Consider the following 24,382-nt stretch of genomic DNA (forward strand, 5'->3'; position numbering starts at 1 on the left):
TTCATCATGAGCCGTCAAGAGATCAATCGTTCCGGTGAAATGGAAGTCTTTGTCCGTGCTGTTGAACTCGGCGGCTTTACCGCCGCAGCCACCGCCTTCCGCATGACGCCGTCCGCCGTTAGCAAGCTCGTCACGCGATTGGAAAAGCGCCTCGGCGCGCGTCTCATCAACCGGTCGACGAGGCGACTGCAGCTGACACCGGAGGGTTGCGTCTTCTTTGAGCGCAGCGTTGCCATTCTTGCAGACATTACTGAGGCCGAGCGTCATGCCTCGGCAGGAGAGCAGGTTGCAGGACATATCCGCATCAATACCAGCGGCTCGTTCGGCAACCATGCATTGGCGCCGCTTGTTCCAGCCTTCATGGCACTTCACCCGAACGTTTCGCTTGAGATTTTCCACACGGACCGGATCGTCGATCTGATGCAAGAGCGCGCCGATGTGGCCATCCGCGCCGGGCCTCTGAAAAGCTCCAGCTTGACGGCCCGCAAACTTGGAGCGACGCGCAAGGTCATCGTCGCCTCGCCGAGTTACCTGCAAAGGCACGGTGCGCCCCGCTCAGCAGCCGAGCTGGAGAAACATTGCCGCATCGGCTTTGCCTATTCCCGGGCAATCGAAGGCTGGCCGCTGCGCATCGACGGCGAGGTTGTGACAATCCCTGCAGCGCGGAGCCTGCAAGTGGGCGATGGGGAGGCCATGCGGCATCTCGCCCTTGATGGCGCCGGCCTCGCACGCCTCTCCGCTTTCACCGTCAAGTCGGATATTGCGTCAGGCCGCCTGTTGACGGTGCTGGAGGATCTCAATCCCGGCGATGTCGAGGAATTCCACGCGATCTACATCGGCCAGGGCGGCCCTTTGCCGGCCCGTGTGCGCGCATTGCTGGAGTTCCTGCGCGAAAATGTACGTCTGTGAAAAAAGCGATGCGGCCGTTAAGGCCGCACCTGATTATTCGCAAACCTCAGTCGTCCAATTCGATCAGGCGGTCGGTTGGCGGGTCTTGCGCAGATAGGGCAACACGGTATCGAACGAGCCGAAACGGGTGATGGCATCTTCATTGGAGACGGCAGCCGTGATGATGACATCTTCGCCCTGCTGCCAGTTTGCCGGCGTCGCAACCTGGTGCTTGGCCGTCAGCTGGATCGAATCGATCGCACGCAGGATCTCGCCAAAATTGCGACCTGTGGTCATCGGATAGGTGAGAATGAGCTTGATCTTCTTGTCCGGGCCGATGACAAAAACGGAGCGAACCGTGGCATTGTCGGCAGGGGTGCGCCCCTCGGAACTCTCGCCGGCACCCGCCGGCAGCATGTCGTAGAGCTTGGCGACCTTAAGATCCTTGTCGCCGATCAGTGGATAATCGACATCGAAACCGGTCGCCGTCTTGATGTCGTTCTTCCAACGACCATGACTTTCGACCGGATCGACCGAAATGCCGATGATTTTAACGCCGCGCTTGCGGAACTCGCCTTCGAGGCCAGCCATCGCGCCCAGTTCTGTCGTGCAGACCGGCGTAAAGTTCTTCGGATGCGAGAACAGCACGGCCCAGCCATTGCCGATCCAATCATGAAACTGAACGCTGCCTTGCGTCGTTTCCGCCGTAAAATCCGGAGCGATATCGTTGATGCGCAAACTCATTGCCTTACCTCCAAAAGCCGCCGCGTTGCACGCCTGAAATGGCGGCCGAGGGCGGGATCAAAAAAATCCGCCGCACAATGGCTTCGAACGTTCAATATGAAAAGCCCCTCGTTTAAATGGAAGCTGCAATTGCCGTCGAAAATCCTTGCGGCCGGCGATGCCTGGTACGCGCCTTCAGCATTTCCAGGAAACCATAGCCGCTCGGCCACCGTCCAAACCCGCTGGCAATATTGATATGCCCGGCCAGGCCGATATTGCGAACATCTGTGTTCCACAGGCGCCCGAACATGGTGAGGCGGTCAAGCCTCATGTAGATGTCGTTCAGGCTTCCGACCGTAATGCTGGGAAACGGCAGCGCTTCAGTCGGCATCGTGCCGAACGTGAGATGGCCGGCGTGAAGCGTCTCAGTCACCGGAATATCGCACGGTGCCACGAGGAGCGCCCCCTTTATCCTTCGCGCAGCCGGCCGCCTGGCCAATTTTGCCGTTAGCACACAGCCCAGGCTATGAGCGACGATATAGGCCTCGCCGGCTTCTTCCAACGCCGCTTCCAGCTTTGCCATCCAGCTGCCAAGATTGGGAAAATCCCAGTCATCCTGCTCGACAAGCCGGACATCGGGATGATCTTTCAGCCAGTAGCGCTGCCAATGCCCTTCACCCGAACCGAACAGCCCGGGCACAATCAGCACTCTGGTCATGGGAGCCTCGCGACGATTAGTGCTGGAGAGCTCAACTCGCGACACGAAATCAATGGCGCATCCTTTCAGTACCAGGGCGCCGGTGTGGAGCACCAGTAATAGATCTCGTAGTCGCGAGCGGAGAGCTCCCGATCCCGCTCGTCGACGCCGATCCAATCAGTGGACGGGCTGCGAGGATCCGTCCGCTGCAACGCAGGTGCCGCAAAAATCGTCTTCAGGCGGCTGATGACATTCCACTTCATGTAACCCTCCATTCCGTTGACATATCCAAGACAGTCGCGCACGACCGCCATCAACCCTTCATTCTGCTGCCGCAAGCACCGTTACCGGATGCGGAAAGAAAGCGGCGAGTTCGCCGACAACCTCATTGATGCGGCCAGCCAGTGGTTCCGCCGAGACCTTGTAGTCTGTAAAATCCCGATCCGACGCGTAGACGGCCGTCGGCAAGGTATGCGCCATGAAGAAGCCGAAAAGCGGCCGCAGTTGATGCTCGACCATCAGCGCATGCCTGTCTCCGCCGCCCGTCGCCGTGATGATGATCGGCTTGGCGCGCAGTTCGTGCGGATCGATGAGATCGATAAGGTGCTTGAAAAGACCGGGATAGGATCCCTTGAAGGTCGGCGAACCGATGATGAGAGCATCGGATGATACGATCTCGTCGATCACGCCCTTCGCCTGATCATCGAGATCCTTGCGCCACTGGGCAGCACCGAGCGAAGGACCAACATCGTGCAGATCGTAGACACTGCTTTTAAAACCATAACGCTCGCTCGCCAGATCGGTAACAGTCTGGACGAGCGCGTAGGTTTTCGATGGCCGGTTGAAGCTGCCGGCGATACCGACGAGTTTGGGGGCGCTCATTCTCATCCCTTCAGAAGATAAAACACGTTTTCGATATTGCGAATATTGTCCACAAAAATAGTAGATTAAAAGAAACAGCGATCTCTCAGTTCGCCGGAAACGGAAATCTCTTTCCAGCAACGCAACCTCTCGGATGAGGCCTCACCTGGCCGGTGTTGGACTGCAACTTGAGCGTCAACATATGTCGTAGCGTCACATTGACGGCGTATTGCCAGACTGGAGTTGGAAGAGAGGAGCCGGATCCCTGGCAGAAGGTTCGAGCGCACCGAATTGCGTTGTGATCACAATGACGAGCCTCGCTCTGAAGAGAGCTTTGCCAGCTCGCACCGCCTCGAATGGCGGCCAAACAATTCCCAATGGCCACGCCCGTTGGATTGGCAACAACCAACGGTCGGGCCGAGCAGAAGGGCGATCATCACATCAAGCAGCACGTCGCTTGATTGATACGCTCACCCACCATCAATCCCTGGCGAGTTTGCGGAAAACCAAAGCCCCGCCGAGCACGGCGATAAAAGCCAGCACCGCTGCAAACAGCGTTGCACCGAGCGAAAGGCCAACGGCGTCGATAATGAACCCTATCGCGACAGGCATCAAACCAGCAGGAATGTAGCCGCCAATGTTGAGAACGGCGTTTGCTTCAGCTCTATGGTTACCCGGCACATGCAGGCCGATAAGGGTCAGACCACCGAGTTGCCCAAGGCCCTGGCCGCTCCCGGCGAGAAGCGCCGCAACAATCAGCGTTGCGGCATTCGACGATGCCACCGCAAACGCAATTCCTGCCATGGAGAGGACCGTCGCCGTCGCCCCGCACAGCAAAATGGTCCGCACAGAGAACCGGCGAGCGGCGAACTGCACGCCTGTCGCGGCCAGGAACATGCAGCAGGCCATGCCTCCGGCGATCAGCGGGCTGGTGACGCCGAGAAGATGCGACAGCAAAGACGGCCCGAGAGCCAGCACGAAGGAGGTCGCGGTGATCCCAGGTCCGAAAACCGCAATCCCGAAAAGCAAGTGCCGACGATTGGCGTGTGGAACGCTCGGCAGGTGCAGCCGCCAGTTATGGTCGGCGGCCGTGCCGCGATGCGTCAGCGGCAGGGTCAGCGACACAACCAGCGCCGTCAGAAGAACGGCAAGTTCGACGGCAAAGATCGGGATCACGGCGTTTGCCAGCAACAAGGCGAGACTGCCCGCCAGCAACGGCCCGAGACCGGCGCCAAGAACCATGGAAACAGACGCGATCAGGGAAGCTTGGCGCTTGCGCTCCGGGCCACCGAGGTCAACCACCGCTGCCATACCCGCCGACACGACAACACCGACAGCAACGCCTGAAAGGAAGCGCGCAACAATCAGCATGAGTACCGAATGCGCGCTGGCGAACAGCAGGCAGGCGAAGATCGCAGCCGCCAGCCCCGGCAAGAGTACCGGACGGCGCCCATAGCGGTCGGAGAACTGTCCGGCGACCAGCAGGGTCAGCAACAGGCCCAGGATATAGGCGGCGAAGATGACGGTCAGCGTCGACGATGAGAAGCCGATCGCCGCCTGCCATCGCACATAAAGCGGGGTGGCGGAGTTGGAGAGAATGAAGACCGCGGTAATGATCCAGGCGGCCGTCCACATTCGCCATGGTGAATGGGCCGTGATCTCGAAGGGCGAACGCGCGGTATGAGAAGATTCTAGCGACGACATAAGTGGGGCTCCATAGGACAGTACGAATTAAATCGTACTTAGCATAGTTCGATTTAATTCGTACATATCTGTTCGACAAGAATCGTACTTGGTGCTACAAAGCAGTCATGACCTTTGCGATAATCAGAACCGACCCCACTTCCGAGGAACTTCCGCCGCCGTTGCCCGAACCGGCGGCGGACGATTTACGTCTGGATGTCATCATGGGCGCGCTCGCTGACCCTTTGCGCCTGACCATCGTCCACAAGCTGCTTCTGGAGTCGGAAGCCTATGACCACGCCTGTGGATGGTTTGGTTTCGACCGGCCGAAATCGTCGCTGACGCACCATTTCAAAGTGCTGCGAGAAGCGGGGCTCATACGCCAGCGACAATACGGCCTGGAGCGTCGTAGTCGCGTGCGGAATGAGGATCTGGAGGCACGATTTCCCGGCTTGCTCCGCTTGGTAAAGGCATGGCATCCCGGAACGGCTGACGGCTGACGCGCTTCCACAGACGGAGGCTCAAGAACGTTGAGGTCAGCGGCCACAAAGGAACATCGTCAGATGCTCCCTTCCACCAAGGGGCTAAAGACGTCGTCCCTCCCATGCCCGACGAGAACATCGTCAGGCTGTGGGAGCAGCGTTTGAATCCCCTCGCAGGTCCCTCCCCCAATTGACGGTAGTCGCGTGCGACCCGAGCCTGATCAACCTCGGCCGCCGCGAGCGCCTTGATGGTTTGCCCGAGCCATGGCGAGGTCGGCCCGTTGCCGCGAGCGCTACCTCCGTCGAATGCGTCGTGCTGGCCTCGATCAATTATGAAGATGCTTTTTCAGGAATGAGCGGGTGCGATCATGGGAGGGAATTTGCAGGATCTGTTGCGGTGCGCCCTCCTCCACGACAACGCCGCCATCCATGAATACGATGCGATCGGCCACTTCGGCCGCAAAGCGCATCTCATGGGTGACGATCAGCATCGTCATATGCTCGGCGGCGAGCTGCTTCATGACGGCGTTGACCTCATCGACCAGTTCAGGGTCCAACGCCGACGTCGCCTCGTCGAAGAGCATTACTTTCGGCTGCATGGCCAGCGCGCGTGCTATGGCAACGCGCTGCTTCTGGCCACCGGAAAGGCGCGACGGGTAGTCGTCGATTTTGTTGGCAAGCCCTACCTTGGAGAGGAGCTCCATCGCCAGTTCGCGGGCAGCTTGCTTCGTAAGGCCCTTGAGCTTGATGGGGCCGAGCGTGATGTTCTCAAGGACGGTCAGGTGCGGAAACAAGTTGAAATGCTGGAAAACCATGCCCATCTGCTGGCGCACTGCATTGATGTGTCGTTCGAATGCGCTTCCCTTCAGCGCGCGATTGACCTGTTCGCCATCGAGCCAGACCTCGCCGCCATTGAGCGCTTCGAGATGATTGATCGATCTTAGAAGCGTGCTCTTCCCCGAACCGCTGGGACCTATGATGGCAATGATCTGACCGCGGGAGACGGAAAGATCGATCCCTTTGAGCACTTCCAGTGCTCCGTATGCCTTGCGGGCACCCTTGACTTCGACCATCGGCTTAGCGGCGCTCATCGTGACATCTCCACCTTGTTTTCAAGAAATTGCAGTCCGGCTTCGAGGACGAGGTTTGCCATGTAGTAAATGCCTGCAACGGTTAGATAAAATTCGAAAGGGGTATAGGTCTCGCTGATGGCGAGCTGAGCGCTGTAGACGAGTTCGGCGATGCCGATGATGGAAACGAGCGAGGTGTCTTTCAGAAGCACAATCAGATTGTTTCCGATCGGCGCGATCGTCGTGCGCAGCGCCTGGGGCACGACAACATAGCGCTGCGCCTGGCCGCGGCTGAGGCCGATCGAGCGTGCTCCTTCCATCTGGCCGGGGTCGACCGCAAGTATCCCCGCGCGGAAGACATCGGCATTGTAGACGGCAAAGTGCAGGCTGAGGCCGATGATGCCGGCTCCAAGCGCTGGGATGTCGATGCCGATCTGCACGAGGCCGTAGTAGATCAAGTACAGCTGCAGAAGGAGTGGCGTCCCCATGAAGAGCCAGGTGAGAAACCGCACGGGAAAGGCGGCTATCGCGGGCGCGTAGAGGACGATGAGCGCGAAGGCTATGCCGAACGCGAGGCTGAGGATGCTCGAGGCGATGAACATGACGATCGTCCACCAGAGGCCGGTCATCAGAAGACCGAAGTAAGGCGTGACGACGCTGAAATCGAGATTTTGCATATGGACGTCCTCACCTTGGCGCAAAATGCTGGTCAAGGCGGTCGACCATGAACCGAACCGCATAGACCATCACGATGTAGAGCACTGCGGATACAGAGAAGATTTCGAAGGGGCGGTAGGTCGAGCTGATGAACCGTTGGGCGGTATAGGTGAGTTCGATAACGGATATGGTGGAGACCAGAGCCGAGCCCTTGATCAGCGCAACGGCGTTCACGCCAAGCGGCCTTATCATCAAGCGCGCGGCCTGCGGCAAAGTCACCAGCCAAAGGGTCTGGGCGCGGCCAAAACCGATCGAACGCGCGGCCTCCGCCTGGCCGCGATCGACATTGACGATGGCGCCGCGAATGGATTCGGCCATATAGGCACCGATGTTGAGAGCAAGTCCGATGACCCCGGCCGAATATGGCTCAAGTTCCAGCCCGACTTGCGGGCCGCCGAAGTAGAGGACGAACAGTTGCACAAGGCAGGGCGTGCCCCGAAACACACTGACATAGGCTCGAGAGAGACACCGGGCGACGAAGAAATCCGATAACCTGCCTGCCACAAGGACGACCGCGATGCCGAAGCCAAGCAGAATCGCGAGGACGGAAATACTCAACGTCACCCACGCGGCCTCCAGAAAAAACGGGAGAACGCGCTGCATTAGCGCCAAATCCATGGAAACGCTCCGAAAAGTCATGATGAATGGGCCGGAGAGATCCGGCCCATAGTGAAATGCACGTTAGCGGATATCGCTACCGATCCACTTCATCGAGATCTTTTCGTAGGCACCGTCAGCGAGCATGTCGTCGAGAACCTTTTGCATCTTTGCCTTGAGTTCCGGGTTGTTCTTCCGGATCGCAATGCCAAGAGCGACGCGGCCGCCTTCGATATTCGGAGTGTCGAGAATGCGAATCTTCTGTCCGGTTTCCTTGACCGCCACCATGACCGGAACGCTGTCCATCACGAGGGCGTCGATACGGCCGGCATCGAGATCGACGAGCATTTCCGGAAGGCCCTTGTAGGAGCGAACGGTCAGATTGCCCTGGGCTCTTGCCCATTTCTCATGAGCGTCCCCGAGCGTAACGCCCACGGTCTTGCCATTGAGGTCTTCAAGCTTCTGGATGGAGGAATCCGCCTTCACCACGATCGCTCTACCGGCGTGATAATAAGGGCCGACGAAGTCGACTGCCTTCTCCCGCTCCGGCGTGATCGTCATCGAAGCGACAACGGCATCGTATTTCTTCGCCAGGAGGCCTGCGATGATCCCGTCAAAGGGTGTGGTTACGATTTTGGCCTTAAGGCCCATGCGCTCGGCGATAGTCTCTCCGATCGAGGCATCGAAGCCGACGACCTGGTTCTGATCATTCGTGAAGCTGAAGGGCGGGTATTGTCCGCTCATGGCGACGCGCAGTTCACCGGAGTCCTTGAGGGTGTTCAGCTCGTCGGCATGAACTGGTGATAGGGAGAATGTCGCTGCGATCGCGACTGCCGCTGCAGCAATTAGCCTTGTAAGCTTGTCTTTCAACACGTCAGGTTTCCTCTGTTGGTATTTTGTTTCGTTTTGTCGGTTTCCCAGCAACCTTCACCGCCGGAGTTTTGCATAGCCGTTTTGGGCAAGCATCAAGCAAGGTGTCAGCGTACCTGACACATTGCCGGAATTGACCGACATTGTGTCGCCCAGTGCTTTTCATGGCGCGATTGCATACCTGACGAAGACAAGCGGCAAAACGGAAGACGGGTAGTCGCGTGCCGCCATGAGAAAAGCCGCCCAGGTGGAACAGCAGCCGCGAGCTTATCTGCAAGTGCCGTTGGAAAAGCGAAAGGCCGCACGCCCGACCATTGCTGGAACGGGAGCGCGGCCTTCAGGCGGCCTGCCAATGCTCGATGACCTACCTTAAGGCTGCTTCGAAGCTCGCATTCAGGACATCGAGCAGATGATCGGCATTTGCCCGGTTGAAGATCATGGGTGGGCGCATTTTCAGGACGTTGTCGTGCGGCCCTTCCGTTCCCATCAAGATACCGCGCGCTCTGGCGCCGTCATTGATCTTCCTGGCGAGATCAGTTGCGGGCGCCTTTGTCTTGCGATCGGTCACCAGCTCTATCCCGAGGAAAAGACCGAGGCCGCGAACGTCGCCGATGATGTCGAAACGATCCTGCATCTTGCGGAAGCCATCGAGCAGATGATTGCCGACATGGAGTGCATTATCTCGCAGTTTGTCCCGCTCGATCACGTCAAGGACAGCCAGTCCCACGGCGCAGGAAACCGGATTGCCGGCAAAGGTGTTGAAATACTCCATGCCATTGTTGAAGCTGTCCGCCACCTCGCGCGTCGTGACGATCGCCGACATCGGATGGCCATTGCCGATCGGCTTGCCCATCGAAACGATATCCGGCACCACATCCTGGGTTTCGAAAGCCCACCAGTGGCTGCCCACGCGGCCGAAGCCGACCTGCACTTCATCGGCAAGGCAGAGACCGCCGGCCGCGCGCACCATGGCATAGACTTCCTTCAGATAGCCATCCGGAAAGAAGACCTGGCCGGCAACGCTCGGGATCGATTCTGCCAGGAAGAATGCTGGAGCCCGTCCCTTTTTGCGCATGCCTTCAATCTGCTCGGCAACGCTTTCGGCAAAGCGCTTGCCATGCTCTTCCGCCGGCCATTCTTCCGGGGCTCGATAGCTATCCGGGATGACGGCCTCATGGACATGCTCCGGGCGTCCCTTGCCACCCTTGCGCTTGTACTTGTAGGGGCTGAGATCGATCAGTTCCTGCGTCGTACCATGATAGGCCCAGTCGACCACGATCGCGTCGTTGCGTCCGGTGTGGTTGCGCGCCATGCGAAGCATCAGGCTGTTCGCCTCGCTTCCCGAGCAGGCAAAGGAGGCAACCGACAAGCCTTCGGGCAATGTCGCGGTCAGGCGCTCGGCGTACTCGACGATATTGTCGTGCAGGTAGCGCGTATTGGTGTTGAGGAGCCTGGCCTGGCGAGACAGGGCTTCGACGACTTCGGGATGCGCGTGTCCGAGATGGCAGACATTGTTGAAGCAATCGAGATAGGCCCTGCCGTAATTGTCGATCAGCCAGACACCGTCGCCGCGGACGAACTTGATTGGCTCGGAATAGGAAATCGAAAGATTGGGCAGCAGCAGCTCTTTGCGCTTGGCGACCAGTTCCTCTCTCGTCAGGCCATCCTGGACAAAGGTCTCGGGCGGAAGACCGGCAAGCGTCGACGCATCCGGGAAGACGTCTGCCCACACATCGAGATAGGCGGTTTCCCCAACGCCGATGATCTCGGTTGCCGTCAGCTGAATATCGGTCGAAATCTGGAAATGCAGATGGGGCGTCCAACCGCCGTTTTCATGGATATCACCCATATGGCCGACAAGCGCGCCTGCTTCCAGACGCTGACCCGGCTTCAGCCGGGTAAGAGCCTCGTGCGCCATATGACCCCAAAGAGTGACGAAGGGAGAGCAGCCCTGAGGGGCATGCTCAATGGCGATGAGGCCACCATAGCCAAGCGGCTCGTGCTCGATCTCGACACTTTTGACGATTCCCGCCACGGGCGTGTAGAGGGGCGTTCCCGCCGGCATGAAGAGATCGACGCCAAGGTGATGGATCCGGCGCTGGCCCTTAATGAAGCGCGATACGAAGGCCTTGTCCGTGTAAACGGTTCTTTTTTCGCCCCATGAGCCGACGCCGAGTTCGACCTTGTGTTGATCGGCGAAATCAGCCCACCATTTGGTCGCCTCCTGTGGGCGCTGTTCGGCCGAAGCGACAGTCATGACATGCGATGCGTCGCCGTATGGGACGATCGCCTTGCTCATCGTGGCCGGCGCGGGGCGCACGATGTCGGCGAATGACTTCCTGTTGTCGTATATCCAGCGGCGGACGGCACCTGCGCCATCCACAGCATCGAAGCCGCAAGCCTTGCGCAGAACGGCGGTGGCAAGCCGCGAATTCATCGCATCCATCTTTTCGAGCAATCGCCATGCCGGTGCTTCGCTGATGGCAAGATATGGATTGTCATCGGTCTGATCGTGACGGGAGGCAGAGAAGGTGACGCTCGTGACCAGGCGCATGGCGATAAGATCAAACAGGACGTCGATCTCGGCAGCTTGCAAAGGATACTTTTCGTGGAAACCGGAGGCAAGTGCCGCGGCAGCGCCAATCGGATCATCCATATCCAGAATGGAATAGGCGCAGGCAATGGCGACTTCTGCAATCAGGACAGTATGAACAGCATCGCCGAAATCAATCAGGCCCGAGATTCTCTGGTTGTCCTGTTCATCTACCAGGACATTCCAGTCGTTGGCATCATTGTGGATGACCTGCGCCCGCAGCCGTGAGAGTTTGGGTTCGACCAAGGTTTCGAAGCGCTGGATGAAGCGCTCGAGGATAGCCCGCTTTTCTGCATCGCGGACAAAATGCAGACGTGCACGCGCTCGCGCCGCATGACGCAGATCCCAATCCAGCTCGCGCAACGCCCCGGGATGAATGAAGCCCTGCAGCGCACGGTCGAGTTCGCCGAGCGCTCGGCCAAGGCTGCGCATCAGCTCGAATGTCCTGCCGACTTCGGCAAGCGGCGTGCCCGCCAGCCAGCCGACCAGGCGCAGGGCATGTGTCTCGCCGTTCGGGGCCACCGTGGAAGCCAGAAAATCGCCAGATAGGCTTGCCTTCAGATGCGGAACAACAAGCTCCGAATTGGCATCGGCGAGGTGATGCAGAAGCGCGGTCTGGAACTCGCTCTCGATCCTCGGCTCGCTGGAGTTGACGATCTTCAGGATCCAGCCGGCGTCGGCCTCGGTTTTCAGTCGGTAGTTGCGGTCACGCTCGCTGTCGAGTGGCGAAGCCTTGGCCGAGACGCCGAATATTTCTTTGGCAAGCTTCTCGGCATCGCCTGCGGACAGTTGAGGAGCCGGATGGGAAAGATCAGTCATAGGTGTTGTTTTTCCAAGCTATTTTTCTCTCCGACAGCTTGGCACGCAAACGGTTTTCAGGCATCAAGTATCCTGCCGGATCGAACAAGTATCCCGTCGGATCGAACCAGCACACTGTCGGAATAGGCCGACAGATGTCTGGCTTCAAAGCGAGAAGACCATGCGTGACCTTGACGCCAAAGATCGAGAAATACTCGAAATCCTGTCGAGGGAAGCACGCATCGCGGTCAAGGCCCTTGCTGGCAGGATCGGACTGTCGAGGAGCGCGACGAGCGAGCGCGTTACCAATCTCGAGCGCAGCGGGGTGATCCGGGGCTATCGCGCCGACATTGGCGAGATCGATGCCAACGTCATTCGCGCGATCCTTCTTGTCAGCCTCAAGCGTACGCCGGCGCTCGGCCTGCTCGACCTGCTCGCTCGTCACCCCGAGGTACGTCGCGTCTCATCCGTGAGCGGCCAGCTCGATCTGGTTGTCGAGCTGGAAGCTTCGTCCATCAACGACCTCAATCAGGTCCGTGACATGATCGCCAGCCATGAGACAGTTGAAGACATCACAACGGCGGTCGTGCTGCGCCGAGATATCGACCGCGAATCGAGATGACCGAAAAGATCATGAACATGCCCGATGGGCTGTTCACGCCTCATCCCGCAAACCGATCGTGCAAGATGAAGTCATCTACATCAATCCCATCGCGCGTTGCTTCGGCCGGATGAAGCACTTCCTGCTATGGCGACGCGCGCCGACCGCGGGACCATCCACGTCGAAAACTTCATCAACCTCGCCGCCGCAACCATCTGCCTGCGATCAGATCAGTTGGAGGCTGCCCCAGCCGGCGCTACCAACCGCCGCCTGCGCTTGCCGATGAACCAGCCGGCGGCGATCAGGATAATGACAATGGCAATCCCGACCAATGTTGGAAGAATGAACGGTTGAACGGTTGCGAGGATGGGCTTCGGGCCACCCGTCCGGGCCATCGCGACGTCGTCGGGTGTCACATTCGCCTGGGAGTTTCCGAAATTCTGCAGCACGTAGTTGGACAGATCCGCGATCTGCCGATCCGTCAAAGGCGTCACGTAAGACTGCTTGCCGAAGCCCGGCATCAGCACTTCCTTTCCATCAACCTCCCGATCGATGCCGTAAAGGATCACAGCCACGAGGTTGGCGGGCCGGATCGAACCCGTTGCCGTGTTGTGGAACAGGGATGGATAGGCCTGATCGTCGCTACCAGCCCCGTTTGGCTGATGGCAGCTGGCACAATAACCGCTGTAAAGTTCCTTGCCGCTTGCCAGGCTGTCGTGCGCTGTCGGTGGATAGGTGCCGCGAATGCTGTCCTCGTCGCTATGCGGGGAGCCGAATTCGTAGGCAGCCCGCTCCTCAGTCTTGTCTCGGATGGGATCTGTGCTTTTCAAGTAGGCCGCGATCGCGGCGAGATCGCTCTCAGGCAAATATTGCAGGCTGTTCTGGACAGCTTCTGCCATGCCACCGGCCGCCTGGTTCTTCCCCTTGGCATGCCCGGTACGCAAATAGGCGACCAGTTCGTCCGGCGTCCAGCCGCCGATACCACTGACAGGATCGGAGGTGATATTCGGCGCATACCAGGGGCCAACGAAGCCTCCGGCAAGTGCTTCGCTTTGAATGGCCCCCATCAGGACGTTTCGCGGCGTGTGGCAGGACGTGCAGTGCCCAAGGACATTGACGAGATATGCGCCGCGATTGATCTCGGCACTGACGCCTGCAACTGGAGTAAAAGGTGTCGTGCCGGCATAGAGCACGTTCCAGAACGCCATGGAGAAGCGCAGGTTGAACGGAAACGGCAGCGCCGTCTGCTCTTTTGACACCTCGTCCACCGGTTCGACGCCGTGCATGAAGTAAGCATAAAGCGCGTGCATATCTTCGTCGGTGATGCCCGCATAGGAATCATAGGGCATGGCCGGGTAGAGATGGGCGCCGTCCTTGCGGATGCCCTGGCGAACGGCGCGGGAGAACTCGGCCTCGCTATAGCCGCCAATGCCCGACGTCTTTGACGGAGTGATATTCGTCGAGTAGATCGTTCCCAAAGGAGAGACGATTGCATAGCCGCCTGCAAAAGGCTTGCCCGTGCGCGGCACCGTGTGGCATGCCATGCAATCAGCTGCCGTGGCAACAGCATGCCCCCTTTCGACGAGTGCCGCATCGGTAAGCGTCTGTGCCTGCGCACTGGAGCCAATTGTGCCAAGAGCGGAGACTATCGAAACGATGAGAGATGATATCCTCATGGTTCACGCCCTCAGCACGCGTGAAATATCGTCTGCCGCCTTGATGCCAAGAGCAGCCATGGTGAGCGTGCTGTTGACGACGCTTGCCGATGGTATGGCCGATCCACCGGGAATCCACAGATTGACGTGATCGTGGGCACGACAGTCGCCATTAACGACCGAATCCTTCGGATTACTGCCCATGATGCATCCGCCCATGATGTGGTTGTTTGCATTGAGGGACGTGGTGATCTGGAAGTCCGACGCGCTGAACAACTGGCCGATTTCCTGCAATTGGCGGCTCGCCGCGTCGAAGCCTTTACGCACGTAGTCGCCGACATCGTAGTAGACGTCAGGACAGGGGATATCGTGCGGATCGCGCCTGGTCTTGCTGAGCGTGACCCGGTTCTTCGGATCCGGCAGCGGCTCGAGGCTGATCGAAAGGTCGACACCGTGGATCGTCCGCTTGCGGATTTCCGCATCGAGCTCCTCGCCGACAAGACCTTTGGCAAGTGCCGCCGACGTTGCCGTCGTCACCTGCGTGATATTGTTCAGGATCATCTTGTTGGCCGAATATTCGGAGCGGAAGGTGCCGTCTCTCGGGCCGACGAGACAGCTGCTCTGCGCCGGTCCGCGGCCGATCCAGAGAGGCTCGGCCGCCTGGAAGAAGCAGTGAAATCCGGAATGATCCATCATGTTTCGGCCAACTTGATCGGACGAGTTCGCAATGCCCGCCGGATTACGGTCGTTTGCCGCCGCCAATAGCAGGCGAGGCGATTCCATCGAGTTGCAGGCGACGACAAAGGTCTTTGCCGTTACCTTGTGCGAGCGATGTTCGTTGTCGTACCAATGGATGGCGGTGATGCGATTGTTCTCGTCGGTATCGATCTTATAGGCGGTCGCTTCGGAAAGCACGACCGCGCCGAGTTCTTCCGCCGCCAGGACGGTATGAATGCCGTTATACATGGCACCGATCGGACAGATGGGCTGACAGTTATTGTTGCCACAGCAGGTCGGACGTCCCTTCCAGGGTTTTGTGCTGCGCCCCTGCGGGATGGGGACGGAACGATAGCCATGCGCATTGACGATTTCGGCAAAGCGCTTGTCGCCATAGCTCCAGGGAACCATGTCCATCGGATAGGGCTTGCTGCGTTCAGACGGCGACTGCAGCGCCGGATCATTGGGGCCGGCAACTCCCATCGCGTCCTCCGCGCGACAGTAATAGGGCTCGAGTTCGTCGTAGGAAATCGGCCAGTCACGGCCGACACCATAGGTCGAGCGCATTTTGAGATCGACGGGCAGATGCCGCCAACACGAAGCCGCCCAGTGCCAGGTCGTACCACCGACCGTTTTAAGATAACCCTGCTTGAAACCCTTGCCGTCGGGCCCGGACAGCTCGACATAGTTGTTCTCAGGCCAATAAAGCGGCGCCGGCGCCCATTTGGACTGCGGATACAATCCCTGAAAATCCGAGCCGGCGCGGTTCTTGAACGGCATATTGCGCCAGTTTTCCACAGCCTGTGCGCGCTCGATCCGCAAGCCGGCATCCAGCACGAGAACGGCATGGCCTGCAGCTGCCAGCTGCTCGGCAATCAGAGCGCCGACAACGCCGGATCCGACAATAGCGACGTCCGCTGTCGCATCGCCATTTGAGAAAACAGGAGATGTCATGATTACAGCACTTTCGGATTGTTTTGCGGGATGCGGGTGACTTGTGGAGGAAGATCGCTCCACCAGAGAGGTCCCCGGTTGCAATAGGTCGGCACGGTCAAACCATCGGCGACCGGCTGATACATCAGGGCATCCTTGTAGGCGACAACAACGGGTCCGGCCTTGGTGTCGATCGTCCCGGTATACCAGGCAGATACGATTACCATCACGAGGCCATCGAGACCGACGGTTGCAGCCGCCTGTTTGAGGGCCGCTGGAGAGATGGCCGAGGTCGAAAGCTTGCTCAGCTTTTCAAGCTTCACCGGTAAAGCCGGATCGTCCGCTGCAAGCGCTGCAAGAATCCGGCCTGCCGTGGCCGGCGAGAGCTGATCTTTGCCCGTTATCCTAAGCGACAGCGTCAGAAAGGCCGCGTCTGCGGCAGATGATTCCGTTTCAGCCAGTGCCGGGGTATGGAATGCCAGATCGGCAAGCAACAAGGCAGAACCAGCCAGCAATTGGCGGCGCGTGGTTTTCAGATATCTGGGAACGGCATTGCTTTCCGTCGATCCGGCCTGGTCATACTGTTCTTTTATCATGGTCATCCGCTGAACTGACCGAGTGGGAACTGCTCGGCCGTATCTCTTGAGCCTAATCAGTTTGTTTTCGGCACGACGTCCAATGGGGCGGGGTCGAAATGCAACTCCGTTTGTCATCCCTGCGCCGATTAACGTCAATATCGATTCTAGGAATGATTGTTCCTTGCCCAAATGAATTTCGCAAATGTCTAAAATGTTGCCGTGTTCAAGCAAGGATCGCACCCGACCTGAAGGCATCCTTGCGAAAATGCAAGCCGGCAGCGCATGCAACCCGTTAAAGCGGGATGGCGACTATCAGTGGGCGCTGGGGCCACCTTAGTGAGATAAGCTTGGTCCCTGCAAGAATTGGGAACCCTGCTTGCTCAACGGAGGCTTAGTTTGACGCGGCCCTGTGGTCTCGCCACACGGGTTCATTCCAACGTGCCCGGTCAAATCTCAATGGCAAATCTCAATGGAATGATTGAGCTCATGGCGACACTCGCCTGAGCACGAATTCGGCAAAAATATCAAAGCCCGAGTGCGTGATGAAAACGAGGCGGCCTTTTTCTTCGACCAGACGTCGACTGGTCAACGAAAAAAGCCCGACACACAAGTATGTCGGGCTCCCTTGGTCCGGTACAGGCCCGGAACTATCAATTAGAAATTGCGTTCGAAGCGCAGGATACCAGAAACCGTATCGTCCTTGGCATAGTCGTAGTGGACGTAGGTCAATTCCGGCTCGACCAGGAGATCCTTCACCGGGTTGAACTTCAGGTTCGTGGTGGCTTCGAAGATCTTCGAGTCGGTGTAGGCGAGCTGCAGGTTCCACTTCAGCTTTTCGTTGACCGGAACGCCAACGCCACCCCAAACAGCCCAGTCACCCCAGCCGCACTTCGCTGCATTGACGGTGCCATTCGGCGCCGTGCAAGCGGAAACGTCTTGGTTGGTACCTGCGTACTTGTTGAGCTGGTCGCCGTCGGTGTTCCAGCCGCCCATCAAGAAGGCCGAGAATGCACCGAAGTCAGCGTCTACACGAGCCTTGATCGCGCCTTCCGACTTGATCGAGTCGTAACCGCCAACGACCTTGAAGCCCCATGCGCCAGACTTGAAGCCGGCACCGGCAACAACGTCAGGAGCGTAATGGTTGGCCTTGTCGTCCGTTGCCCAGCTTGCGCCGTAGGCAGCGCCCGAGCCGCTGGAGTTGCTGTCTTCGAGCGAGATCACAGCCGAGAAGCCGTTGCCGCCGTCGTATTCATAGGTCAACTGGTTGAGTTCGTACGGGCCGTCATAGATCACGTCGTCGTTGATGACGTCGCCAGCGTAACCGATGTACAGGTTGTACTGGGAGTCCTTCTTACCGACCGTGAAGCCGCCGAGGCTGATGTAGGACCACAGCAGGTTGGTGGAGGTGGAGCCGCCGTCGTTCCAGTCCCAGCGAACGATGGTTTCGGTCTTCAGCGGACCGTATTCGGTGTCGGTCGCGGTGTTGACGTTCAGCTCGGCACGAGTGTGCCACAGCGTGCCCTGCTTGCTGTCACGGTTGTAAGCGTTGTACCACTCACCTTCAGTACGAACCTTACCACCGATCTTGAGGCAGGTTTCGGTACCCGGGATGAAGAAGTAGCCTGCACCGTATGCGTCGCAAATGCGGACGTATTCCAGCGGCTCCGGCTCAGCTGCAACGATAGCGTCAGCCGCGTGAGCACCAGATACTGCTGCCAGCGCAGCAGCGGAGCCGAGAAGAAGGCTCTTGATGTTCATAATAACTCCAATCTTTCTTGATTGGGTATGAGATACCAAGCCGAAAGTCGGCATTCCCCACCCCATCCCGTTCACGTTCCCTATAATCAGGTGCGAAGTAGTAAGCCCCGCGAATTATTTCCTGAACCTGCTTCGCTGATTTGACAAGATACCAAGGGCACCGAACTATTGTGAATGCCGCTGGAAATCACACGCCGTTGCGAAAATGACACAATCACAGGGTGAATTGATCACCGGCTACTTTAATCGCAATAGGCGGCAGCCGATCTTTGAACATAGGACATGGGCCAGAGATCGGAATCGATGGCGCCAGACTGACGAATGAGATTGCTGTTGCCAAATTTAGGCGCGCTGGGAGATTTCGGCGAGGTTGAAGCATCGGATTAATCTTGAAGATTGACGCTTGCTCAGTCCGAGCGCCGCAGATCGCCCTGATAGGGCAGTTCAGCGTTCTCCACTGCAGCGCCTTGAGGTGTTCGGCGAAGCTGCAGGCTGTGACGAAGGCGAGGGCATGAGCCTTGAGACTACTCCAAGGCTCCTGCTTAGGCTGGAGTGATGAGGCGCGCGGCCTACGCACCGGGCATTGTTGTGCAAAACCATGGCTGCCAAGGTGTACAATCGGGAGAGCCTTCCACCTCGTCACTCCAATCCGGTGTTCTCGCTTCGTGCAGACCGACGTCAGCTTCGCGTTAAACTTCGTGCGCTAGATACAGTCCGGAAAGTGCCGCTGCCCAAGCGACGGGCAGTTTCGGCAAAGATTGGCTCCAGAGCGTGCGAGATGTCTCAGATGAGTGAACTACAAAACAAAGCGGTTGCGCTGGTGGTGCAGAGCGAAGGCGATATTGGCTCGCAAACATCGTCTCACCGTAGCGCAATCCTTCTCGACAAAGCGCTGGATTTGTACTTTGCGCTTGGAGGCGATGCGGAATCCGCACTTGCCCTGGTTGTCGAAAAATATACCGCGTTACGCTTGCGCATCGATTCTGCAATCGCGAATGTGATGATCGAGCTGGCTGTTGTCAGCCGCCTCAACGACCTCGATATGGTGCAGGCGACATATAATCGTCTGGATGCCGAACTGGTGGCTCCGAACGGTGGTCTACTCGCTGAAAAGTGATCCCGCCATCATGCCGGAAACGAGCATTGAAATGGCGGCGAAACGACACGGGGGGCGGAGGCGATCCGGCCGATGCGGGTGACGGATTTTCCGGTCGGCATCGTTCGACGCAGCGCAAGATCGCAAAACCCATGAAGACATCTGCACGACCTGGCTAAACCCGGCCATCGCCGCAACGGTGAAGGCCTCTCTTTAAAATCCGGCCTGGAGACGCGGTGAGCGATCGCCTCTCCAACCTCCCGCTCGTGCTTTTGGCAACCCATTAAACTGTCGTGGGTACTGGGGCGAAAAAACTTCTCGCCGGGACTGGGCAGAAGAACAAAGCACGCTATCTGACGCATATGAGCGAGGAGACATATTAGCGCGACGGAGGAGGTCGTCCGGCACGAAGGAAGAGGTTTATCATGCCCAGTTCAGTTTTGAATGCTCTTGGACAACCACTCTACTATAGCGGCACATCGACAGGCTTCTTCTCCGCCACCGGCTCCGGACCTGTGCTCTACGGCACAGCCGGCAATGACTCCATGTGGGGCGACGCCTCCGTCAACGTGACGATGACGGGCGGCACAGGCGACGATATCTACTATCTCTACTCCAGCATCAACCACGCCTCTGAAGCGCCGAATGGCGGCATCGATACCATCAACACATGGATGGATTACACGCTGCCGGCCAATTTCGAGAATCTGACGGTCACGGGCGACAATCGTCATGCCTACGGCAACGATGCCGACAATATCATCACCGGCGGCAGCGGTAGCCAAACCATTGATGGCGGCGCCGGCAATGACGTGCTGACAGGCGGCGGCGGGGCAGACACCTTCATCATCACCAAGGGGAATGGCAGCGATCTCATCACCGATTTCAGCGATGACGACAAGGTCCGGCTCAATCAATATGGTCTGACGTCGTTCGACCAGGTCGTCAGCCATTCCACACAGGAAGGCGCCGATGTCCGGCTCGATCTCGGCAATGGCGAGAGCCTGGTCTTTGCCAACAAGACAGTCTCCGACCTTCACGAAGACCAGTTCCAGCTGGGGCTCGACAGGTCATCGCTGACCCAGACTTTTTCCGACGATTTCAATAGTCTTTCACTGCATGAGGGAACGCAGGGCACCTGGGATGCGAAATATTCCTGGGCGCCGGAGAAGGGCAGCAGCCTGAATGACGAACTGCAATGGTACGTCAATCCCTCCTATGCGCCAACCGCATCCGCAAACCCGTTTTCCGTCTCCGACGGCGTGTTGACCATCACGGCCAAACAAACGCCGGATGCATTGAAGTCGACCGTCGAAAACCACGATTACACCTCAGGTATTCTGACCACTCATTCCAGTTTCTCGCAGACATACGGCTATTTTGAAATGCGCGCGGAGATGCCGCATGACCAAGGCGTCTGGCCGGCTTTCTGGCTGCTGCCGGAGGATGGCTCCTGGCCGCCGGAGCTCGACGTGGTGGAGATGCGAGGACAAAACCCCAACACGGTCAATGTCACCGTTCATTCGGATGCCACCGGCACACACACCATGAATTCGATCCCGGTCGAAGTGCCGAGTACCGACGGCTTCCATAATTACGGCGTGCTCTGGGACAAGGATCAGATCGTCTGGTATTTCGACGACGTCGCCGTCGCCCACGCCGATACGCCGGCCGACATGCATGGTCCGATGTATATGCTGGTCGATCTCGCCGTCGGCGGGGTGGCGGGCACTCCGACGGACGGACTTGCCCATGGATCCGAGATGAAGATCGACTACATCAAGGCCTATTCTCTCGACGATCATGCCGCCCAGCTCGCCTCTTCGGCCCAATCCGCCCATGCGACGGATTGGCATATCTGAGCAAACAAAGAAACGCATGAAATGACAAAGGGGCGGCCGTCTTGCGGACCGCCCCTTTGTCGTAACCGGTGCGCCACTTCGGACAACAGCGCCGGGCGCACCCGGAATTGCCCTAATCCTCCTTGAAAGCTCGCCTGATCTGATCGGTCATCGGCTTTGTCAGATAGGCCAGAACGCTTCTCTTGCCCGTCTGCAGGAAGGCTTCCACTGGCATGCCGGGCAGTGGCGCCAGTCGTCCGAGCCTCTCCCACTCCCCCTTCGTCACCTTTGCCCGCACGACATAATAGCTCTGGCCAGAGCGTTGATCCGTCGCCAGATCCGCGGAGATGGTATCCACATGCCCGTTCAGTTCAGGCGTTATTCGCTGATTGAAGGCAGGAAAGCGCAACGATACCGCCTGCCCGACGGCAATCTGGTCGATATCCTGCGGCGCCAGTTTCAGCTCCGCCACGAGCGCGTCCTTGTCGGGAACGATCTGCAGGATTGCCTCGGCCGGCGAGACGACTGCGCCCTCGGCGTGAATGCTCAGCTGATCGACGATGCCCGCCTGCGGCGCCTTGATGTCGATCCGTTTCAGATCGTCCTCGGCTGCGATCAACCGCTCGGAAAACTGGCCGCGATCGCTTTCCGCCTGACGTAGCTGATCGGAAACCTCCGAGCTGTGATCGGCATCGACCTGAAGGATCTGCAATTCGGTTTCGGCAATCTTGCCCCGCGTCTGGGCGATGGATGAAACCAGATTGCCGAGATCGCCGTTCAGAGAGGCGCTTTCGCGCTGCAGGGAGTAGACTTTTGTCGCCGAAATAATGCCCTGATGGAGCAGGCCTTCAAGACTGCCCAGCTCCTTGCCGATCAGGGCGATCTCCCGACGCTTGCCCTGCTCCTGCGCCACGAGCCCCTCGATCTCCTGTTTCAGCTGCTGAATGCGCTCATGCAGTTGCGATTTCTGACCTTCGCGCGATGCCTGACGATCACGAAAGAGCTGCCGTTCGCCGGCCAGAATAGAAGCGACATCTGCACTTCCAGCCGACGAAAGCAGATCCTCCGGAAAAGCGATGTCGCTCTTGCCGTCACGCTCCGATGCCAGACGCGCGGTACGGGCAGAGAGCTCGTCGAGCCGTTTGCGGATGATGGAAAGATTTGCCCTGGTCTGGGTGTCGTCAAGGCGAACCAGCACCTGGCCCGCGGCAACGTGATCGCCGTTCTTTACAAGTATCGCACGGGCGATTCCGCCCTTCAGATGCTTGACCGGTTTCACGTAGCTGTCCACGACGAGGCTGCCCGAGGCAATCACGGCACCGGAAATCCTGGTCGCCGTTGCAAGGCCGCCCATGACGCCGAACAACAGCAGGATGGCAGCGACCACCAGCAGGGACAGGCGGCGGATCGCGCGGTCGGTCGATGGTGAAACCCTTGCTGTCATCCACGCGTCTCCCCGCCGGCGACTGCGAAATGTGCCATTCCAACCTGTTTGGGTGGCGGCCCGAGGATCTCTTTCTTGGGGCCGAATGCCTGAATCTGACCACCGGCAACGATCATGACCGTATCGGCAGCCGCCAGGGCGCTTGGTCTGTGGGCAACGACGATCGCAATCCCCCCACGCTCCCGCACTCCTTCAAGGGCCACCGTCAGCGCCGCTTCACCTTCCGCATCCAGATTCGAATTCGGCTCGTCGAGCACAACCAGAAACGGATTGGCATAAAGTGCTCTCGCCAGGGCGATGCGCTGCCTCTGACCGGCCGAAAGCCGCGATCCGCCCTCACCGATCTTGGTGTCGAAGCCTTCGGGAAGCTTGACGATCATGTCGTAGACGCCTGCTGCCTTCGCTGCGGCGATGATCGGCTCCGGGCGCATCTCTGCCGCGAAACGTGAAATATTCTCGGCAATCGAGCCGTCAAAGAGGTCCACATCCTGCGGCAGATAGCCGACATGTGCGCCGAGTTCGTCGGTATCCCACTGCGAAAGAGCGGCACGATCGAGCCTCACGGTGCCGATGGCAATCGGCCATAGACCGGCAATCGCTCGCGCCAGAGACGATTTGCCCGATGCACTCGGACCGATCACTCCGAGCACCGTTCCGGCTGATATCTTGAACGAGACATTCCGCAGGATGAGCTCGCGACCGCCGGGGGATGCAACGCTGATGTTCTCCACGCTGAGCTCCCGCGACGGCGGCGGTAACGCGAAGGTCGGCCGCTCTGCCGGCGCAGCCTCAAGAAGCGCCGCAAGTCGCGTCCAGCCCTGCCGAGCGGCAATAAACCCCTTCCATTGTCCGATCGCGAGCTCGACGGGCGCCAGGGCTCGGCTCACAAGGATCGAACTGGCGATGATGATGCCTCCCGTCGCCTCCTGGCGAATGACGAGGACCGCCCCGACGGCGAGAACCCCGGATTGAAGCATCATGCGCGCCATCCTGGCAGCGATGGTCAACGCTCCGGCAACGGCGCTCGCGGCCGCCTGATGGCCAAGATACTCATCATTCATCGCTGCCCATTTCGCGGTGAGACGACCGGCAAATCCCATGGCGATGGCAGCCTCCCAGTTCCGGCGCGCTGCTTGGGCAAACCCGAGACGGAGTGCCGAAGACCGTGCCGCTTCGAGAGCCGGTCGACGCGACAGCATTTCGGCAAGGACGGTAAGGCTGACGAGCAACAACGCCCCGCACAAGGCCGTGAAGCCGATCCAGAAGTGGAACAGAAAGCACAGGATCAGATAGAACGGCACCCATGGCAGATCGAAAAGCGCCGTCGAGCCGTTGCCGGAGAGGAACGAACGGATCTGCTCGAGATCGCGGACCGATTGCAGGCCATCGTCCGACGTCTGCTTTCTCGTCGGCAGGAACAGAAGCGAGCCGAAGACCCTTTTGTTCAGACGCTCGTCAAGCGACATGCCGACGCGGACAAGCAGCATGGAACGCAGCAGCTCCAGGACGCCCTGAAAGAGAAAGAGCGTCACGACGATGATGACGAGGCCGGACAACGTCGGCAGGCTGCGGCTCGGAATGACCCGATCGTAAACCTGGAGCATGAAGAACGAGCCGGTTAGTGCCAGGACGTTGATGGCGGCGCTCGCCAGGGCGATACCGAGGAAGGCCTTGCGAAGCGTCGATAGCATCAACGCGACAAAGCTCTGCGGCGGGTCTTTCGGGAGAGCAAGCACCTTGCCTCGATCCTCAACATTCGCCGTCGCGTACGGCAGGGCTT

Annotated in this window: 21 protein-coding genes; 5 read left to right on the top strand and 16 right to left on the bottom strand. The window is 58.8% G+C overall.

Annotated elements, in window-relative coordinates; genetic code table 11:
• The first annotated feature begins 6 nt into the window (after positions 1-6).
• Entirely contained in the window at positions 7-909 is a 903-nt protein-coding gene (locus tag ACQZ6J_RS20695) for a LysR family transcriptional regulator (protein ID WP_449085427.1), read from the top strand.
• Between the two features lie 63 nt (positions 910-972).
• Here the strand turns inward: ACQZ6J_RS20695 and ACQZ6J_RS20700 are convergent, their stop codons facing one another.
• The 5 genes from ACQZ6J_RS20700 to ACQZ6J_RS20720 all read right to left on the bottom strand — a co-directional run bounded on the left by ACQZ6J_RS20700 (position 973) and on the right by ACQZ6J_RS20720 (position 4,873).
• On the bottom strand, positions 973-1,632 hold the full coding sequence (locus ACQZ6J_RS20700) for a peroxiredoxin (RefSeq protein WP_163988632.1): 660 nt from the start codon (positions 1,630-1,632) through the stop codon (positions 973-975).
• Between the two features lie 112 nt (positions 1,633-1,744).
• Complete coding sequence (locus ACQZ6J_RS20705) at positions 1,745-2,329, bottom strand: RBBP9/YdeN family alpha/beta hydrolase (RefSeq protein WP_163988886.1); 585 nt, start codon at positions 2,327-2,329, stop codon at positions 1,745-1,747.
• Positions 2,330-2,394: 65 nt separating this feature from the next.
• A complete protein-coding gene (locus ACQZ6J_RS20710) occupies positions 2,395-2,571 on the bottom strand; it encodes a hypothetical protein (protein ID WP_163988630.1) in 177 nt (58 codons plus the stop codon).
• A gap of 58 nt (positions 2,572-2,629) precedes the next feature.
• Entirely contained in the window at positions 2,630-3,190 is a 561-nt protein-coding gene (gene msuE, locus ACQZ6J_RS20715; RefSeq protein WP_449085428.1) for an FMN reductase, read from the bottom strand.
• 459 nt (positions 3,191-3,649) lie between these two features.
• Complete coding sequence (locus ACQZ6J_RS20720; RefSeq protein ID WP_449085429.1) at positions 3,650-4,873, bottom strand: MFS transporter; 1,224 nt, start codon at positions 4,871-4,873, stop codon at positions 3,650-3,652.
• A gap of 161 nt (positions 4,874-5,034) precedes the next feature.
• Between ACQZ6J_RS20720 and ACQZ6J_RS20725 the strand changes: the two genes are divergently transcribed.
• Entirely contained in the window at positions 5,035-5,352 is a 318-nt protein-coding gene (locus tag ACQZ6J_RS20725; protein WP_246725830.1) for an ArsR/SmtB family transcription factor, read from the top strand.
• Positions 5,353-5,660: 308 nt separating this feature from the next.
• Here the strand turns inward: ACQZ6J_RS20725 and ACQZ6J_RS20730 are convergent, their stop codons facing one another.
• The 5 genes from ACQZ6J_RS20730 to ACQZ6J_RS20750 all read right to left on the bottom strand — a co-directional run bounded on the left by ACQZ6J_RS20730 (position 5,661) and on the right by ACQZ6J_RS20750 (position 12,000).
• On the bottom strand, positions 5,661-6,425 hold the full coding sequence (locus ACQZ6J_RS20730; RefSeq protein WP_449085430.1) for an amino acid ABC transporter ATP-binding protein: 765 nt from the start codon (positions 6,423-6,425) through the stop codon (positions 5,661-5,663).
• Complete coding sequence (locus ACQZ6J_RS20735; RefSeq protein WP_449085431.1) at positions 6,422-7,081, bottom strand: amino acid ABC transporter permease; 660 nt, start codon at positions 7,079-7,081, stop codon at positions 6,422-6,424. Before ACQZ6J_RS20735 ends, ACQZ6J_RS20730 begins: the two co-directional genes overlap by 4 nt.
• 10 nt (positions 7,082-7,091) lie before the next feature.
• Positions 7,092-7,739 (bottom strand): amino acid ABC transporter permease, encoded by a 648-nt coding sequence (locus ACQZ6J_RS20740; RefSeq protein ID WP_449085432.1) that lies wholly within the window; start codon positions 7,737-7,739, stop codon positions 7,092-7,094.
• A gap of 63 nt (positions 7,740-7,802) precedes the next feature.
• The gene (locus ACQZ6J_RS20745; RefSeq protein WP_449085496.1) at positions 7,803-8,588 is read right to left on the bottom strand and encodes an ABC transporter substrate-binding protein; all 786 of its coding nucleotides are present in this window, start codon (positions 8,586-8,588) and stop codon (positions 7,803-7,805) included.
• Positions 8,589-8,952: 364 nt separating this feature from the next.
• Positions 8,953-12,000 carry an aminotransferase class III-fold pyridoxal phosphate-dependent enzyme gene (locus ACQZ6J_RS20750; protein ID WP_449085433.1) on the bottom strand — a complete coding sequence of 1,016 codons (3,048 nt, stop codon included), beginning with the start codon at positions 11,998-12,000 and terminating at the stop codon, positions 8,953-8,955.
• Positions 12,001-12,160: 160 nt separating this feature from the next.
• Here ACQZ6J_RS20750 and ACQZ6J_RS20755 point away from each other — a divergent pair, with 160 nt between their 5' ends.
• Entirely contained in the window at positions 12,161-12,601 is a 441-nt protein-coding gene (locus tag ACQZ6J_RS20755) for an Lrp/AsnC family transcriptional regulator (RefSeq protein WP_449085434.1), read from the top strand.
• A gap of 209 nt (positions 12,602-12,810) precedes the next feature.
• On the opposite strand, the gene ACQZ6J_RS20760 is transcribed toward ACQZ6J_RS20755, so the two are convergent.
• From ACQZ6J_RS20760 to ACQZ6J_RS20775, 4 genes are all read right to left on the bottom strand, one after another.
• The gene (locus tag ACQZ6J_RS20760) at positions 12,811-14,256 is read right to left on the bottom strand and encodes a c-type cytochrome (RefSeq protein WP_449085435.1); all 1,446 of its coding nucleotides are present in this window, start codon (positions 14,254-14,256) and stop codon (positions 12,811-12,813) included.
• A 3-nt stretch (positions 14,257-14,259) separates the two neighbouring features.
• The gene (locus tag ACQZ6J_RS20765) at positions 14,260-15,906 is read right to left on the bottom strand and encodes a GMC family oxidoreductase (RefSeq protein ID WP_449085436.1); all 1,647 of its coding nucleotides are present in this window, start codon (positions 15,904-15,906) and stop codon (positions 14,260-14,262) included.
• A gap of 2 nt (positions 15,907-15,908) precedes the next feature.
• A complete protein-coding gene (locus ACQZ6J_RS20770) occupies positions 15,909-16,694 on the bottom strand; it encodes a sugar dehydrogenase complex small subunit (protein ID WP_449085437.1) in 786 nt (261 codons plus the stop codon).
• Between the two features lie 423 nt (positions 16,695-17,117).
• Positions 17,118-18,221: a porin gene (locus tag ACQZ6J_RS20775; protein WP_449085438.1), complete on the bottom strand. Its 1,104-nt coding sequence runs from the start codon at positions 18,219-18,221 to the stop codon at positions 17,118-17,120.
• 787 nt (positions 18,222-19,008) lie between these two features.
• Here ACQZ6J_RS20775 and ACQZ6J_RS20780 point away from each other — a divergent pair.
• Positions 19,009-19,338 carry a hypothetical protein gene (locus tag ACQZ6J_RS20780; protein WP_449085439.1) on the top strand — a complete coding sequence of 110 codons (330 nt, stop codon included), beginning with the start codon at positions 19,009-19,011 and terminating at the stop codon, positions 19,336-19,338.
• A 404-nt stretch (positions 19,339-19,742) separates the two neighbouring features.
• Positions 19,743-21,179, top strand: coding sequence for an endo-1,3-1,4-beta-glycanase EglC (gene eglC, locus ACQZ6J_RS20785; RefSeq protein ID WP_449085440.1), 1,437 nt, complete (start codon positions 19,743-19,745; stop codon positions 21,177-21,179).
• Positions 21,180-21,291: 112 nt separating this feature from the next.
• Here the strand turns inward: eglC and ACQZ6J_RS20790 are convergent, their stop codons facing one another.
• Entirely contained in the window at positions 21,292-22,602 is a 1,311-nt protein-coding gene (locus ACQZ6J_RS20790) for an HlyD family type I secretion periplasmic adaptor subunit (RefSeq protein WP_449085441.1), read from the bottom strand.
• The gene (locus ACQZ6J_RS20795) at positions 22,599-24,338 is read right to left on the bottom strand and encodes a type I secretion system permease/ATPase (RefSeq protein ID WP_449085442.1); all 1,740 of its coding nucleotides are present in this window, start codon (positions 24,336-24,338) and stop codon (positions 22,599-22,601) included. Before ACQZ6J_RS20795 ends, ACQZ6J_RS20790 begins: the two co-directional genes overlap by 4 nt.
• Positions 24,339-24,382 lie beyond the last annotated feature (44 nt).

This window comes from Rhizobium sp. A37_96 (assembly GCF_053521765.1).